The following is a 14,684-nucleotide window of genomic DNA, read 5'->3' on the forward strand; positions in this document are numbered from 1 at the left end:
TGTTGCCGCGCGAGGAATTACTATACGCACCCTCCCGCCCGCGGGCAAGGGCGGGGGAGGGAGTTCATATTTCCTCCACAAGTCTCCACACAAAGAAACGGCGGCGATAACATCTTGGGTTCTCGCCGCCGGAAGGCACTATATATAGGGGGGTCGCTACGAAAGGATGGCGCCGGTGGAAACCAGGTCGCGGGCCGCGTCCATAAGGGCGTCGCGGGAAGCCGCGTCGGCCGCCTCGGCATAGACGCGCACGATCGGCTCGGTTCTTGCTTGGCGGACAAGGACCCAGGACCCGTCATCGAACCCGAGGCGCAAACCATCGGCGTGGCTCACCTCGGCAGGCTTTTTACCAGCTATCTCGGGGGGGTTCACGCCGGGAAGGATATTGCGCAGGGCCTCAGCGGAGGCGGCGTCGATGCGGACGTCGCGGCGCAGCCAGCAGGAATGGCCGAGTTCGCGGTCCTGACGCTCGACGAGCTCAGAGAGCTTGTTTCCCGACCTGCAAAGGGCCTCGATGGCCAGCAGACAAGCATAGATTCCATCGCGTTCGCGCAGGTGAGAAGGTATGCAGATGCCGCCGTACTCCTCGGAGCCGAGAAGGACGTCGCCCTCCCCCATCTCGTCGTATATATAGGTAAAGCCGACGGAGACCGGCGTGTAGGCAAGCCCCAGCTGCTCGGCTTGGCGCTCGATGAGCGCCGAGGACGTGAGGGTCGAGACCACGCGGGTCTCGCCGGCCCCGCGCGCGACCAGGGAGCGGATGACCAGGGGAACGAGCTCGCGAACAGCCAAGAGGCGCCCCGTCTCGTCGACGAGCGCGGCGCGGTCAGCGTCGCAATCGAGGACAAGGCCGAGGTCGGAGCCCGTCTCGGCCACCGTCTGCTCGCACTCGTCGGCCCAGGGGTCGGTAGGCGCGGGGTGGATGCCGCCGAAATCGCCGAGCGACTTCTGGTGGATCTCGACGACGTCGCAGCCAAGATCGCGAAGAATCGCGGAGACGATGCCCCCAGACGCGCCGTACATGGGGTCGACCACAACCCTGGGCGCGCGGGCGCGTATTGCCCCGCCGTCGACAAGCTGCTTGAGATGATCAACGTAGGCAGACACAAAATCGCAGGTATCGTATGATGCGCGGTCGGCAGGCGCCTCGCCGGGAACCGCTTGCTCGATGTCATCAAGAAACTCGCGCGAGCAAGGGCCGCCGTCGGCCCCGCGCACGATGATGCCGCCATAGTCGCAGGAAAGCTCGCTCGCCGTGACGACAACGGCGCCGACGGACGCGCCGTCTTGGGCGCACGCCCACGAAACCGCGGGCGTCGGGCAGGCGGCATCGGAAAGCTTGACCTTGAGGCCATAGGAAGCGAGGATGCCGGCAACGTTTTGGGCAACGTCGCAAGAATCGCGGCGCGTGTCGTAGCCGACGTAGACGGTGGCGCCCTCGTGGCCGTCGGCCCAGAGCACGCCGATAGCATCGGCTACCCTCGCGGCGTTCTCAGCGGTAAAGCCGTCGTCGTAGCGAGTTTTCCAGCCATCGTTGCCGAAGCGGATCATTTCGGCATGTCTATCCAAAGCAAAACACCTCAGAAGGGGTAAACGCGGACCGTGCCCGCGGATTTAATCGATATCGACGCCTTGCTTCTCTAGGTAAGCAATCAGGCGGCTCATGGTATCGGCGGAAAGAACGTGCTCCATGTTGCACGCCTCCTCGTCGGCAACCTCGGCCTCGACGCCCAGGTCGGTCTCGAGGAACGCACGCAGCGCGCGGTGCGAGCGCCAGACGATCTTGGCGTACTTCTCGCCTTCGGGGGTAAGGGTAACGCGGCCGTAGCGGTTCTGGATGACCATGCCCATGTCCTTGAGCTGGTTCAACGCCTTGTTGACACTGGCCTTGGAGACCTCGAGCTGCTCGGCGACGTCGACGGAGCGCACGGACTTATCGGCCTCGGAGCTGCTGAGCGCGAGGCGATAGATCGACTCGAGATAATCCTCGCCCGCTCGAGTGAGGGAATGGTCGTCGTTGGAGTTGATAGTCATAGTTGCACCGTTTTCTGTGACACTCGGGTCTGCCAAGCCCCACTATACCCACTAACATTTCCGGCTAGGCCGTCAAATCGGGCAGCGTGTCGCGCACGGCGCGGGCGCCGAGAGAGACGAGTTTGTCGACGAAACCCTCATAGCCGCGGTCGATGTGGTGGATGGCGGAGACGATCGTCTCGCCGTCGGCCACGAGGCCGGCCATAACGAGAGCAGCGCCGCCGCGCAAATCGGGAGACATGACCTGCGCGCCCGAGAAGCCATCGACGCCGTGAACGATGGCGTGATGTCCCTCGATCGTGATGTCGGCGCCCATGCGCGAAAGCTCGCTCGCCAGCATGAAGCGGTTCTCGAAGACGTTCTCGGTGATGACGCAGGAGCCCTTGGACAGGGCGAGCAACGTCATGGTCTGCGCCTGCATGTCGGTCGGGAAACCAGGAAACGGCAGGGTCTGGATGTCGACGGGATGGATATTGCCCTCGCGCCAAACGGTGCACTCGCGCTGGCCGCGCTGGATGCTAAGGCCCATCTGCTCGTACTTCTTGAGAACGAGGCCCAGGTGGAGAAGGTCGAAGCCCTTGACGGTAATCGGCTCGCCGCACAGGCCGCCGATGGCGATGAAGGTGCCCGCCTCGATGCGGTCGCCGACGACCGCGTGGGTAACCGGGTGCAGCTCTAAGACGCCGTTGATCTCGATGACCGGAGAGCCGGCGCCCTTGATGTCGGCGCCCATCTCGTTGAGGAGGTTGGCGAGGTCGACGATCTCGGGTTCGCGCGCGGCGTTGTCGATGATGGTGGTGCCCTTGGCGAAGACCGAGGCCATCATGAGGTTCTCGGTGGCGCCGACGCTCGCGAAGGCGAGGGTAACCGTCGCGCCACAAAGGCCGTTCGGGGCGCTCGCATGGATGTTGCCGTGGTCAATCTTGAACTCGACGCCTAAGGCCTCGAGGCCCAGGATGTGCATATCGATCTTGCGGGCGCCGATGTTGCAGCCGCCCGGCATGGCCACGACGGCGCGGCCGAAGCGCGAAAGAAGCGGGCCCAGCACCGCAGTGGAGGCCCGCATCTGGACGACGAGTTCGTAGGGGGTCTCCCACGAGTCGACGTCAGTGGTATCGATTTTTAGCTCGTGCTCGTTGACGACCTCGATGCTCGCGCCGAGGTTCTTGAGCACCTTGCCCATGATGTGGACGTCGGAGATGTTCGGGACGTTGGTGAGGGTGCTCACGCCCTTGGCCATAAGGGTGGCCGCCATGAGCTTAAGAGCGGAGTTCTTTGCTCCCTCGACGGTAACCTCACCTGAGATGCGGTGACCGCCCTCGACCTTAATGACGTCCATGAACCCTCCGAATCAGCTAAAAACCTGCAACTAGCTTACATGGTCTGCTTCAACAGAAGATTACACCAATTGATTTTGTTCTCGTAGTAGGCGCGTCGGTGGTCGTCGGCGGCGCACATGTCGAGAAGGTCGATGGACTCGTCGCGGGTCTTGCGGACGACGTCGACGTCGATGTCGTCGGTTCGGCGCGCGTGATCGGCCAGGATGATGACCTGGTCGTGGTCGATCTCGGCGTAGCCGCCGGAGACGACCACGTCGCGCTCGCCGCCGCCCTCGGCCTCGGTGAGCCTCATGCGCACGACGCCGTCGCCCAAAGCGACGATCTCGGCGGCGTGGCCGGGGTAGACACCCAGCTCGCCAGCGTAGGTCATGAGCACGAGGCTGACCACCGGGCCCTCATAGAGGGCCCGGTCGGGGCGCACGAACTGTACGTTCAGCTCAGCCATTTCTTACCTGAATCTAAGCGGCGTCGGACATCTTGGCGGCGCGGGCGCGCACGTCCTCGATGGTGCCGGCGTAACGGAAGGCCTGCTCGGGAAGGTCGTCGCACTTGCCGTCGATGATCTCGGCAAAGGAGCGGACGGTGTCCTGGATGGTGCAGTAGCAGCCCGGGTTGCCGGTGAACTTCTCGGCGACGTGGAAGGACTGCGAGAGGAACTGCTGGATCTTGCGGGCGCGAGCGACGACGTTCTGCTGCTCCTCGGAGAGCTCGTCCATACCCAGAATGGCGATGATGTCCTGGAGGTCGGAGTACTCCTGCAGGGTCTCCTGGACGGCCATGGCCACGCGGTAGTGCTCCTCGCCGACGATGCTGGGGTCGAGGGCGGAGCTGGAAGAGGCCAGCGGGTCGACGGCCGGGTAGATGCCGAGCTCGGTGATGGAGCGCGACAGAACCGTGGTGGCGTCGAGGTGGGTGAACGTGGTGGCGGGCGCCGGGTCGGTCAGGTCGTCGGCGGGGACGTAGACGGCCTGGACGGAGGTGATGGAGCCCTCCTTGGTCGACGTGATGCGCTCCTGCAGCTCGCCCATCTCGGTGGCCAGCGTGGGCTGGTAGCCGACGGCGGACGGCATGCGGCCGAGAAGCGCGGAGACCTCGGAGCCGGCCTGCGAGAAGCGGAAGATGTTGTCGATGAAGAGCAGCACGTCCTGGCCCTGGTCGCGGAAGTACTCGGCGGTGGTGAGGCCGGAGAGCGCGACGCGCATACGGGCTCCGGGCGGCTCGTTCATCTGGCCGTAGACCAGGCAGGTCTTGTCGATGACGCCGGACTCAGTCATCTCGAGGTAGAGATCGGTGCCCTCGCGGGTGCGCTCGCCGACGCCGGTGAAGACCGAGGTGCCGCCGTGCTGCTGCGCAAGGTTGTTGATGAGCTCCTGGATAAGGACCGTCTTGCCGACGCCGGCGCCGCCGAACAGGCCGGTCTTGCCGCCGCGGACGTAGGGCTCCAGAAGGTCGATGGCCTTGATGCCGGTCTCGAAGATCTCGGTCTGGGTGGTGAGCTCGTCGAAGGCCGGGGCCGGATGGTGGATCGGGTAATAGGAGACGTCGTCCGGGACCTCCTTGCCGTCGACCGGCTGGCCCATGACGTTCCAAACGCGGCCCAGCGTAGAGGGGCCGACGGGCATCATCATGGGGTGACCGGTGTCGTGTACGGGGAGGCCGCGGGTGAGGCCGTCGGTCGAGGACATGGCGACCGCGCGGACAACGCCTCCCTCGAGCTGAGACTCGACCTCGAGGACGGCGTTGACGTGGCCCATGGGGGTGTCGCCGTCGACCTCGAGGGCTGTGTAGACGCCCGGCACCTGGTCGTCGAACTTGACGTCGACGACGGGGCCGACGACGCGGACGATGCGCCCGTTGCCCACGCTCTTGTTGAGCTTGTGGTACGCAGCCTCCTCGAGGGCGGTGCGCTCCTGGGTGTTTTCTGACATTACTTCTCCTCCAATGCGGACGCGCCCGCGATGATCTCGGTAAGCTCGGTGGTGATAGCGCCCTGGCGCGTGCGGTTGTACGTGCGGCTCAGGGTGCTGAGGACCTCATTGGCGTTGTCAGTCGCGGACTGCATGGCGCGACGACGGGCGCCGTGCTCGGCGGCTGCCGAGTCGAGAAGCGCGTGGAAGATGACCGTCCTGAAGTAGGCGGGCAAAAGCTGGCCCAAGACCTCCTCCGCGGAGGGGTCGAAGGCGAAATCCGTGTACTCCTGGCCCTCGATTGTGCTGAGAGCGTCGGGGGTACGCGGCTTGTTGGGCATCATGAGCTGCTCTTTGCTGATGGGCAGGAGCTGCTCGGTGACCAGCGTCTGGTCGACGCGGTTCTTGGCGTGCCAGTAGATGAGCTCGACGCGGTCGATGTGGCCGCTCGCGTAGCCCTGCATGACGTAGGAGGCAATGCGGTCGGCCTCGTCCATGTTGGGCTCCGAGGAGATGCCGACGAACGACATCGCGGGCTCCATCTTGCGGTACGTGAAGTACTCCGTGGGCTTGCGGCCGCACGTGATGACGCTGGACTTCACGCCCTTCTTGGCAAGCGTCTTCATCTGGTTCTCGACCTCGCGTTGCGGGGCGATGTTGAAGCCGCCGGCAAGGCCGCGGTCGGAGGCGATGAGGATGAAGAGCACGTGCTTCTCTTCCCCATGCTTTGCGAGCAGGGGCTGAGAGGCATCGAAACCCGCGCTGGCCACGTTGGCCAGCATACGGGTGACGGCGTCCTTGTAGGGCTCCGCCTGCTCCGCCCGCTCAAGAGCGCGCCGGATCCTCGCGGTGGAGATCATCTCCATCGTTCGAGTGATCTGCATGGTGCTCTTGATGGAGCTCATGCGCCTCGATATCTCGCGAAGGTTTGCCATTGTGTGCCTACTCCTGGCCCTTCTTGGTGGAATCCGGCTGGACGGTCTTCTCGGCAGCGCCCTCGACGTCGGTCGCGGTGACCTTGTTGGGGTGCTCGAGCAGGAAGCTCTGCTTGAAGTGCTCGATGTGGAGCTTGAGGCGCGACTGCTTGTCGTCGTCCAGGCCGCCCTCGGCAAGCGACTTGCGCAGCTGCGGGTGACGCTCGGACATGTACTTGGCGAGCTGGTCGCGGAAGAGCGTGACGTGATCGAGGTCGACGTCGTCGAGGAAGTTCTCCTTGGCGGCGAAGATGGCGGCGATCTGGTCGCAGACGTCGAGCGCCGAGTAGCGCTGCTGCTTGAGCAGCTCCATCATGTGGGCGCCGTGGTTGAGCTGGTACTGCGTTGTGGCGTCGAGGTCGGAGCCGAACTGCGAGAAGGCCTGCTTCTCGCGGTAGGACGCGAGGTCGAGTCGCAGCGTGCCGGCGACCTGCTTCATGGCCTTGACCTGCGCGGCGCCGCCGACGCGCGACACCGAGATGCCCACGTCGACTGCCGGGCGCTGGCCCTGGAAGAAGAGGTTGGACTGCAAATAGATCTGGCCGTCGGTAATGGAGATGACGTTGGTCGGGATGTAGGCCGAGACGTCGCCTTCCTGGGTCTCGATGATGGGCAGCGCCGTGAGCGAGCCGCCGCCGTTGGCGTCGGAAAGCTTGCAGGCACGCTCGAGCAGGCGAGAGTGCAGGTAGAAGATGTCGCCGGGGTACGCCTCGCGTCCGGGCGGGCGGTTGAGCGTAAGCGACATCTGACGGTAGGCTACGGCCTGCTTGGACAGGTCGTCGTAGATGACGAGGGCGTGGCCGCCGGGGTGGGTCTCGTCGGCGGAGTTGCCGTTGGCGTCGTTGTACATGAAGTACTCGCCGATGGCCGCGCCGGCCATGGGGGCGATGTACTGCAGCGGCGCGGAGTCGGCGGCCGTGGCGGCGACGATGATCGTCTTGTCCAGGACGCCGTGCTGCGAAAGGGACTCGCGGATGTTGGCGACGGTGGACGCCTTCTGGCCGATGGCAACGTAGATGCAGACCATGTCGGTCTCGGCCTGGTTGACGATGGCGTCGATGGCGATGGCCGTCTTGCCCGTCTTGCGGTCGCCGATGATGAGCTCGCGCTGGCCGCGGCCCACGGGGACCATGGCGTCAATGGCGAGAAGGCCGGTCTGAACCGGCTCGCACACGGGCTGGCGCTCCATGATGCCGGGGGCCTTGAACTCGATGGGGCGACGGTGGGTGGTGACGATGGGGCCGAGGCCGTCGATGGGCTGGCCGAGGGGGTTCACGACGCGACCGAGCATCGCGTGGCCCACGGGGATGTCCATGACGCGGCCGGTGGTGCGGCACTCGTCGCCTTCCTTGATGTCCTCGACGTCGCCGAACAAAACGGCGCCGACCTCGTCGCGGTCCAGGTTCTGGGCCAGGCCATAGACATCGTTGCCGGTCTTGGAGCTGGTGAACTTGAGGAGCTCGCCGGCCATGGCGGTCTTGAGGCCCGAGACGTGGGCGATACCGTCGCCGACGGCGGTGACCACGGAGGCCTCCTGGTGGTCAACGGTGGCGTTGATCGCGCTCAGGTTGGCGCGGAGGGTCTCCAGGATCTTCTGGGAGCTGATGGTTTCTTCAGTCGTCATTTATTCCTCACCTCCGTTGAACGAAGAGGAGAGCTTCTTTCTGATGTTGGAGAGCTGGGCGCGGATGGAAGCGTCGTAGCGCTTGCCGCGCTGCTCGAGCATGATGCCGCCGATGATGGACGGGTCGACGCGCTCGACCAGGTAGACCGGAGCGTTAAGGTCCTTCTCGGCCTTGGCCTTGACCTTGGCGCGCAGCTCGTCGTCCATCGGCACGGCCGTGGTCACGGTCACGCTGACGGTTTTGTCCTCGTTATCGAGAAGCTCCTTGTACTGCTTGGAGACCTCATCGATAAGACCGAGGTCGTCCTCCTTCTGCATGGCCGCGAGGGTCTCGAGGACCTCGGGCGAGAACTTCTTGGCGTGCTGCCACTGCACGAGGTCGGCGTTGGCACGGCCCTCGCCGCGTGCGGCGTCGAGGAGCGCCCTGGTGTATGCCTCGACCTTCTCGGCCTCGCTGTGGTTATTCGCCATCGGGTGCGCCCACTTCCGCGAGGTACTTCTCGGCCAGCTTGCGCTGCTGATCGGCGGAGAGGTCGTTGCCGATGATCTTGGTCGCGATCTCGACGGAGAGGTCGACGACGGAGCCGGACAGCTCGATCATGGCCTTGTGGCGCTCGGAATCCACGGCGCCGTGGGCCTTAGCGATGACGTCGGAGGCCTCCTTCTGGGCCTTGGCGAGAATCGCGGAGCGCTCCTCCTCGGCCTCCTTCTTGGCCTTGGAGATGATCTCGTCGGCCTGCTGGTGGGCCTCGAGGATCTTCTGCTCGTAGACCTTGGCGGACTCAGCGGCCTCCTGGCGCGCCTTCTCGGCGGCGTCGAGGTCTTCCTGGATCTTGGCCTGGCGCTTGTCCATCATCTCGAGGATCTGCGGCCAAACGAGCTTGGCCAGGACAATCCAGATGACGAGGAAGGCGATAAGCGCAGGCACGAACTCGGCGACCTTGGGGATCAAGATGTCTGCCCCGACCGCCTCCTCCGCAAGCGCGGGGGCCGGGCACACGGCGACGGCTGCGGCGATGACCGCTGCGGCGCGCGCGAACTGGCCTCTGGTAGTGCTCTTCATGGTTGCCTCCATAACGGGTTTCGTCGTTTCTCGCGGATCGTCTTTACTTGACGATAAGGGAGACGACGAAGCCGATGAGGGCGAGTGCCTCGACGAAAGCGGAGCCGAGGATGAAGACCGTGAACAGACGGCCCTGGACCTCAGGCTGACGCGCCATACCCTGGGCGACGCCAGACGCCGCCAGACCAATGCCGATGCCAGCGCCGATAACGCCAAGACCATAACCAACGACACCGAGAGCTCCCACAATTCCTCCTTTGTCATTCGCCCCTGGTTTTCTTTGTTTAGTGGGGCGAGTTCCAAAAACAAACTTACGACGTGCTATGAACTGCGGGCGGGTGCCCGCGAGTTGCCTTGCTTAGGTGGCCGCCGGGCGGCCGGGTTGCGCGGATGGCGCGCGTGGCCGCGGGTGCGGCCGGGCTTCTTACTCCTCGTCGGACTCGGCGATCTGGATGTAGACCGCGGAGAGCAGGGCGAAGACGTAGGCCTGGATGGCCGCGACCATGATCTCGACCACGTAGATGACGAGCAGGATGGCGACCCACAGGACCGAGGCGCCCGCCTGGGCGACGGCGATGGCCGAGAAGCTGGTGATGAGCGGCTCGAAGAACAGCGACGCCAGGATGGCGAAGGTGCCCATGACGACGTGGCCGGCGAAGAGGTTACAGAAGAGTCGGACGGCCAGGGTGACCAAGCGCAGGATGGTCGAGAGGACCTCGATGAGCCAGACCAGGGCGTTCAGCGGGAAGGCGACGCCGGCGGGGGCGAGGCTCTTGGCGTAGCCCAGGGCGCCGTGCTTCTTGATGCCGCAGACGATGAAGTAGACGAACGAGACGATGGCGAGGGCGGCCGTGGTGGAGATGGTGCCCGTTCCCGGCTTACAGCCCGGGATGATGCCGACGATGTTGTTGGCGAGGATCACCAGGAACAGCGACGCGATGAAGGGGAAGTGCTTGCGCCAGGTGTCGCCGAGCAGGCCCTTGCACATGTCGTCGCGGATGAACTCCACCAGGAACTCCATGGAGTTGACGAAGCGGCCCTGCGGCACGAGGCTCGCGGACTGCTTGGCCTTGAAGACGAAGAGAAGCACCAGCATGATGGCCACCGCGACGGCGAACCAGAACATGTACTGGGTGAAGCCGATGGTATCGAGGTTGCCGACGATGGGCGTCGACGTGAAGCTCGAGACGAGCTCGTTGACCTCACCGCTCAGGCTGTCGAGGGGATTCACTTACGTTCCTTCCTTTCTTCTGGCCCGGAGGCGCCGCCGTTCGCGGACTTCCAGGCCCTTATTGCCTCCACTGCCCAAATGAGCAGGAAGAAGGCCACCATGGCACAACCAAACGCGAAAAACTTCTCGCTCGCGAAGCGGTAAACCGCCAGTTGAGCCGCCGTGAGGAGGACGAACGACGAGAAGATGCTCGCCAACCCCAAGGCCATATTGACTTTAGCCCTTTTACCCTCCCGGAGGGCCTTTTCGAACAGGATTGCGGGAAATGCGCTGCCAATGGCCGCGCAGGCCGCGCCGGCGAGGATCGTGGATAGCTCTGGCACGTCTCGCCTCCTGCTGATCGGGCCTTCAAAAGGCCGTGGGTCACAATAATTGAACTCGGTTCAAAAATCAACGACATTCGTTCGCGCGGCGCAGTTTTGACACATTCGGAGGTTCGGTTAACGCGATCTGGGCTGTGCCGGGCGCAAGGTCTGTCCCCTTTGTGCAGCGGTTTGGGGACTGTCCCCTTCCTGCAGCGGTTTGGGGACTGTCCCCTTTTTGCAGGTGGCTAGAGCTGCGGGTAGAGGGGGTGGGCGGAGAGGAGCTCGTGGACCTCGGCGTGGGTGCGGTCGAGCAGGGCGTCGTTGCCCATGTTGCTGACCACGTCGCCGATGAGCTCGCCGATGCGCTCGCACTCCTGCTCGCCGAAGCCGCGCGTGGTGGCCGCGGCCGAACCGACGCGGATGCCGGAGGTGACGAACGGGGAGCGGGTCTCGCCGGGGATGGTGTTCTTGTTCACCGTGATGCCGACCTCCTCCAGGGCGCGCTCGGCGTCCTTACCGGTAACGTCGCCGGCGGGCGTGAGGTCAACGAGCAGCAGGTGGTTGTCGGTGCCGCCGGTGACGAGGCGCAGGCCGCGCGACTCCATGCCGCGGCCGAGGGCGCGGGCGTTGGCCAGGATGTTGTCGCAGTAGTCCGCAAAGCTCGGCTGCAGGGCCTCGCCGAAGGCCACGGCCTTGCCGGCGATGACGTGCTCGAGCGGGCCGCCCTGGGTGCCGGGGAAGACGGCGGAGTTGAGCTTCTTGGAGAGGTCGGCGTCGTTGGTGAGAATAAGGCCGCCGCGCGGGCCGCGCAGGGTCTTGTGCGTGGTGGTGGTGGTCACGTCGGCCACGGGCACGGGGCTCGGGTGGCGGCCGGTGGCCACGAGGCCGGCGATGTGGGCCATGTCGACCATGAGCTTGGCGCCGTTGTTGTGCGCGATCTGGGCGAAGCGCTCGAAGTCGATGGTGCGCGGGTAGGCGGAGGCGCCGGCGATGATCACCTTGGGCTTGAACTCGGCGACCTTGGCCTCGACGTCGTCGAAGTCGATGCGCTCGGTCTGGGGGTTCAGGCCGTAAGAGACGATGTTGTAGAGCTTGCCGGAGAAGTTGGCGGGCGAGCCGTGGGTGAGGTGGCCGCCGTTGTCGAGGCTCATGCCCATGACGGTGTCGCCGGGCTTGACCAGCGCGGCGAGGGCCGCGTAGTTGGCCTGGGCGCCGGAGTGGGGCTGGACGTTGGCGAAGCCGGCGCCGTAGAGCTTCTTGGCGCGCTCGCGGGCGACGTTCTCGACGACGTCGACGGCCCAGCAGCCGCCGTAGTAGCGCTTGCCGGGCAGGCCCTCGGCGTACTTATTGGTAAGGACGGAGCCGACGGCCTCCATGACGGCGGGGCTGACGAAGTTCTCGGACGCGATGAGCTCGATGGACTCGCGCTGGCGGCGCAGCTCGGCCTCGATGGCGGAGTAGATCTCGGGGTCCTGGGTGCTGAGGTTGTCGAAGTTCACGGGTTTCTCCTTATGGCAAAAAGGGCGACCGTTCGGCCGCCCGGGGTGCTGATTTACTCGGCGTTCTAGGCGTCGACGCCCTGGAAATCGGGGTCGTCCTCGCGCATGATCTTCGCGACGCGGGTGGCGTGGCGGCCGCCCTCGAACTCGGTGGTGAGGAAGATGTCGATGAGCTCGAGGTTCTGCTCGAGGGTGACGAAGCGGCCGGAAAGGCCGATGGCGTTGGCGTTGTTGTGCTGGCGGCAGAGCTCGGCGAACTTGGGCGTCTGGACCGGGGTGGCGCGGACGCCGGCGACCTTGTCGGCGGCCATGGAGATGCCGATGCCGGTGCCGCAGATGAGAATGGCGCGGTCGGCGTCACCGCGGGAAACCATGCGGGCCGCGCGGTCGGCAAAGTCGGGGTAGTCGACCGAGTCCTCGGAGTTGGTGCCAAGGTCGAAGACCTCGTGGCCGAGGGAGCGGACGTGCTCGACGATAGCGTCCTTCTGGACGAAGCCGCCGTGGTCGCAGGCAACAGCGATGCGCATGTGGGGTTCCTTTCCGCGCTTATTTACACGTGGATACAGGGTAGCACTGGCACGCGCGGGCGGGCGCGGGCAACGCGCGAGGTCACGTTGCGGAAACGTAGGTTTAAGAACATGGCGCGGCGCGCCCGCGGTTTGGGGACAGTCCCCTTTTTGCAGGCCCGCGGTTTGGGGACAGCCCCCTTTTTGCACACGAAACGCCGTTTCGAGCATTTCGCCCAATGGTTCGGCGACGAGGACGCAGCATCAACGCGTGTGCAAAAAGGGGACTGTCCCCAAATCGCAGGCCGGGGGCAACGAACCTGTCACCCAGCGCAGGCGGCGAGGATGGCGGCGGCAGGGATGGCGCCGGGGCGCAGGATGACGGGCACGGCGCCGGTGCAGTCCACGATGGTCGAGGCCTCGGCCAAAGGTGCCTCTCCCCCATCGACGACCAGATCGGCGGCGCAAACGAGCGCAGGGTCGAGCTCGGCGGCCGAGGTGGCGGCGGGCTTGCCGTGCAGGTTCGCGCTCGTCTGGGCAAGAGGCGCGTCGAGCTCGGCAAGAACCGCCTCGATGAGCTCGGAGCCGGGCGCGCGCAGGGCCACGGTGCCGCCCGCCGCGGGGTGCAGCGGGTCCGCCGCCTGCAGGTACTCGGGGTCGATGTCGTCGGCGGCACGCACCACGAGGGTGAGGGCGCCCGGCCAGAACTTCTTTGCAAGGGCGCGGGCGTAGTCTGGCACGTCGCGGCCCCAGCGGTCGAGGCCGCCCTCGCGGGAGACGAACCACGGCAGCGTCTGGCGCAGGTCGCGGCGCTTGATGTCGAAGATGCGCCGGTGAGCGGGGTTGTTCGGCGCGACGGCGCAGGACAGGCCGTAGACGGAATCGGTCGGCAGCACGGCGACGCCGCCGTCGGCGAGCACCTCGGCCACGCGGGCGACCACGGCAGGGTCGGGGTCGGCAGGGTCTACGCGCACGATCTTCTCGGCGGCGACGGAAGAGGACGCGGGCAGCTTGCCCTCGCGGACGGCCACGAGCACGCGCGGGCGGCGGGCGAGATCCTCGCGAACCTCGACCGAGGCCCAGCCGCCGGCATTGCGCACCAGCTCAGCAGCCTGATCCAGGTGGCCTTCGTAGAGCTCGCAGGCGAGCATGCCTCCAGGGCAAAGCGCACCCGGGGCGAGCTCCAACAGGCGGCGGAAGACGTCGAGGCCGTCGGCGCCGCCATCGAGGGCGAGCTCGGGCTCGTTGTCCTTAACCTCGGGCGGGACCTCGTCGGCAAGAACCGCCGTGGGGATGTAGGGCGGGTTGCTCACCAGCACGGCGAAGGTTCCGGCAAGCGCGGGGTCGACGCCGGACGCAAGGTCGCATTCGACCAGGTCAACCGCATCGTCGAGGCCCAAAGAGGCGCGGTTGCGCGTTGCCAGGTCGATGGCCGCGGGCGAAAGATCGGTCGCCGTGACCTTGGTGCCCGGGCGCTCGTAGGCGAGCGAAAGCGAGATGCAACCCGTACCGCAGCCGACCTCGAGCACGCGGCACGGCAGCCCGCCGGCCGCGGCCGCGGCGGCATCGACGCCCTCGAGCGCGGCGTCTACCAGCACTTCCGTCTCGGGGCGGGGGATCAAGACGCCCTTCTCGCAGCGCAGGACGATGTGGCGGAACGCCGTCTCGCCGGTAACGTACTGCAATGGCTCGCCGGCCGCGCGGCGCCGGACGGCCTCGCGCATGCGGGCGCGCTCGTCCTCGTTCAGCGGCTTGTCGTAGTTGACGTAGAGCTCGACGCGCGAGAGGCCCATGACGTCGCAGAGCAGCCACTCGGCCGAGAGGCGCGGGTGCTCGTCGCCGTGGCGCTCAAGAAAACCGCAGGTCCAGTCAAGAATCTGCTTGATGTTCCAGGTTTGCTGGGCCTGCTGGCCGTTGTTTGCCGCCATGGCTTGGGTCCCCTCGTCGGTTGCGTGATTGGCATCATAGCGCGACAAGGACCGCGCCTGCGGTTTGGGGACAGTCCCCTTTTTGCACACGGACCGTCGTTTCAAGCATTTCGCCCAATGGTTCGGCAACAAAGCCTCAGCGTCAACGCGTGTGCAAAAAGGGGACTGTCCCCAAACCGCAGGCCCACGCGTGTGCAAAAAGGGGACTGTCCCCAAATCGCAGGCCCACGCGTGTGCAACGGGTTAGTCGCGGTCGAGGCGATAAGTGTTGGC

The 14,684-nt window shown here is 65.6% G+C and carries 15 protein-coding genes; all 15 read right to left on the bottom strand.

The features are described 5' to 3' along the window. Positions 1-156: 156 nt before the first annotated feature. The gene (locus U5709_RS06270) at positions 157-1,551 is read right to left on the bottom strand and encodes a phosphoglucomutase (protein WP_321973021.1); all 1,395 of its coding nucleotides are present in this window, start codon (positions 1,549-1,551) and stop codon (positions 157-159) included. A gap of 63 nt (positions 1,552-1,614) precedes the next feature. Further along, positions 1,615-2,034 (bottom strand): metal-dependent transcriptional regulator, encoded by a 420-nt coding sequence (locus tag U5709_RS06275; protein WP_321970677.1) that lies wholly within the window; start codon positions 2,032-2,034, stop codon positions 1,615-1,617. Positions 2,035-2,098: 64 nt separating this feature from the next. Further along, a complete protein-coding gene (gene murA / locus U5709_RS06280; protein WP_321970676.1) occupies positions 2,099-3,373 on the bottom strand; it encodes a UDP-N-acetylglucosamine 1-carboxyvinyltransferase in 1,275 nt (424 codons plus the stop codon). Between the two features lie 35 nt (positions 3,374-3,408). Continuing rightward, complete coding sequence (gene atpC, locus U5709_RS06285) at positions 3,409-3,819, bottom strand: ATP synthase F1 subunit epsilon (protein WP_321970675.1); 411 nt, start codon at positions 3,817-3,819, stop codon at positions 3,409-3,411. Positions 3,820-3,832: 13 nt separating this feature from the next. Beyond that, the gene (gene atpD / locus U5709_RS06290; protein WP_321970674.1) at positions 3,833-5,302 is read right to left on the bottom strand and encodes a F0F1 ATP synthase subunit beta; all 1,470 of its coding nucleotides are present in this window, start codon (positions 5,300-5,302) and stop codon (positions 3,833-3,835) included. After that, positions 5,302-6,216: an ATP synthase F1 subunit gamma gene (gene atpG, locus U5709_RS06295; protein WP_321970673.1), complete on the bottom strand. Its 915-nt coding sequence runs from the start codon at positions 6,214-6,216 to the stop codon at positions 5,302-5,304. The genes atpD and atpG overlap by 1 nt, the downstream gene beginning before the upstream one ends. A 7-nt stretch (positions 6,217-6,223) precedes the next feature. Next, the gene (atpA, locus tag U5709_RS06300; RefSeq protein ID WP_321970672.1) at positions 6,224-7,879 is read right to left on the bottom strand and encodes a F0F1 ATP synthase subunit alpha; all 1,656 of its coding nucleotides are present in this window, start codon (positions 7,877-7,879) and stop codon (positions 6,224-6,226) included. Next, the gene (locus U5709_RS06305; protein ID WP_321970671.1) at positions 7,880-8,350 is read right to left on the bottom strand and encodes a F0F1 ATP synthase subunit delta; all 471 of its coding nucleotides are present in this window, start codon (positions 8,348-8,350) and stop codon (positions 7,880-7,882) included. It lies immediately after the preceding gene. Next, entirely contained in the window at positions 8,340-8,942 is a 603-nt protein-coding gene (atpF, locus tag U5709_RS06310; protein ID WP_321970670.1) for a F0F1 ATP synthase subunit B, read from the bottom strand. Before atpF ends, U5709_RS06305 begins: the two co-directional genes overlap by 11 nt. A gap of 43 nt (positions 8,943-8,985) precedes the next feature. Continuing rightward, positions 8,986-9,189 carry an ATP synthase F0 subunit C gene (gene atpE, locus U5709_RS06315; RefSeq protein ID WP_075278954.1) on the bottom strand — a complete coding sequence of 68 codons (204 nt, stop codon included), beginning with the start codon at positions 9,187-9,189 and terminating at the stop codon, positions 8,986-8,988. A 177-nt stretch (positions 9,190-9,366) separates the two neighbouring features. Continuing rightward, on the bottom strand, positions 9,367-10,173 hold the full coding sequence (atpB, locus tag U5709_RS06320) for a F0F1 ATP synthase subunit A (RefSeq protein ID WP_321970669.1): 807 nt from the start codon (positions 10,171-10,173) through the stop codon (positions 9,367-9,369). Continuing rightward, on the bottom strand, positions 10,170-10,496 hold the full coding sequence (locus U5709_RS06325) for a hypothetical protein (RefSeq protein WP_321970668.1): 327 nt from the start codon (positions 10,494-10,496) through the stop codon (positions 10,170-10,172). Before U5709_RS06325 ends, atpB begins: the two co-directional genes overlap by 4 nt. Before the next feature lie 227 nt (positions 10,497-10,723). Next, complete coding sequence (gene glyA, locus U5709_RS06330) at positions 10,724-11,977, bottom strand: serine hydroxymethyltransferase (protein WP_321973022.1); 1,254 nt, start codon at positions 11,975-11,977, stop codon at positions 10,724-10,726. Between the two features lie 65 nt (positions 11,978-12,042). Beyond that, positions 12,043-12,504, bottom strand: a complete 462-nt coding sequence (gene rpiB, locus U5709_RS06335; protein ID WP_321970666.1) for a ribose 5-phosphate isomerase B — start codon at positions 12,502-12,504, stop codon at positions 12,043-12,045. Between the two features lie 302 nt (positions 12,505-12,806). Then, a complete protein-coding gene (gene prmC, locus U5709_RS06340; RefSeq protein ID WP_321973023.1) occupies positions 12,807-14,411 on the bottom strand; it encodes a peptide chain release factor N(5)-glutamine methyltransferase in 1,605 nt (534 codons plus the stop codon). Positions 14,412-14,684: the final 273 nt, after the last annotated feature.

It is taken from the genome of Paratractidigestivibacter sp., from assembly GCF_963660155.1.
In the GTDB taxonomy this organism is placed as follows: Bacteria; Actinomycetota; Coriobacteriia; order Coriobacteriales; family Atopobiaceae; genus Paratractidigestivibacter.

Excerpts from the sequence above, each read along its gene's own strand:
- U5709_RS06270 (WP_321973021.1), bottom strand. The coding sequence starts at position 1,551 with ATGATCCGCTTCGGCAACGATGGCTGGAAAACTCGCTACGACGACGGC.
- U5709_RS06275 (WP_321970677.1), bottom strand. The coding sequence starts at position 2,034 with ATGACTATCAACTCCAACGACGACCATTCCCTCACTCGAGCGGGCGAG.
- murA (WP_321970676.1), bottom strand. The coding sequence starts at position 3,373 with ATGGACGTCATTAAGGTCGAGGGCGGTCACCGCATCTCAGGTGAGGTT.
- atpC (WP_321970675.1), bottom strand. The coding sequence starts at position 3,819 with ATGGCTGAGCTGAACGTACAGTTCGTGCGCCCCGACCGGGCCCTCTAT.
- atpD (WP_321970674.1), bottom strand. The coding sequence starts at position 5,302 with ATGTCAGAAAACACCCAGGAGCGCACCGCCCTCGAGGAGGCTGCGTAC.
- atpG (WP_321970673.1), bottom strand. The coding sequence starts at position 6,216 with ATGGCAAACCTTCGCGAGATATCGAGGCGCATGAGCTCCATCAAGAGC.
- atpA (WP_321970672.1), bottom strand. The coding sequence starts at position 7,879 with ATGACGACTGAAGAAACCATCAGCTCCCAGAAGATCCTGGAGACCCTC.
- U5709_RS06305 (WP_321970671.1), bottom strand. The coding sequence starts at position 8,350 with ATGGCGAATAACCACAGCGAGGCCGAGAAGGTCGAGGCATACACCAGG.
- atpF (WP_321970670.1), bottom strand. The coding sequence starts at position 8,942 with ATGAAGAGCACTACCAGAGGCCAGTTCGCGCGCGCCGCAGCGGTCATC.
- rpiB (WP_321970666.1), bottom strand. The coding sequence starts at position 12,504 with ATGCGCATCGCTGTTGCCTGCGACCACGGCGGCTTCGTCCAGAAGGAC.
- prmC (WP_321973023.1), bottom strand. The coding sequence starts at position 14,411 with ATGGCGGCAAACAACGGCCAGCAGGCCCAGCAAACCTGGAACATCAAG.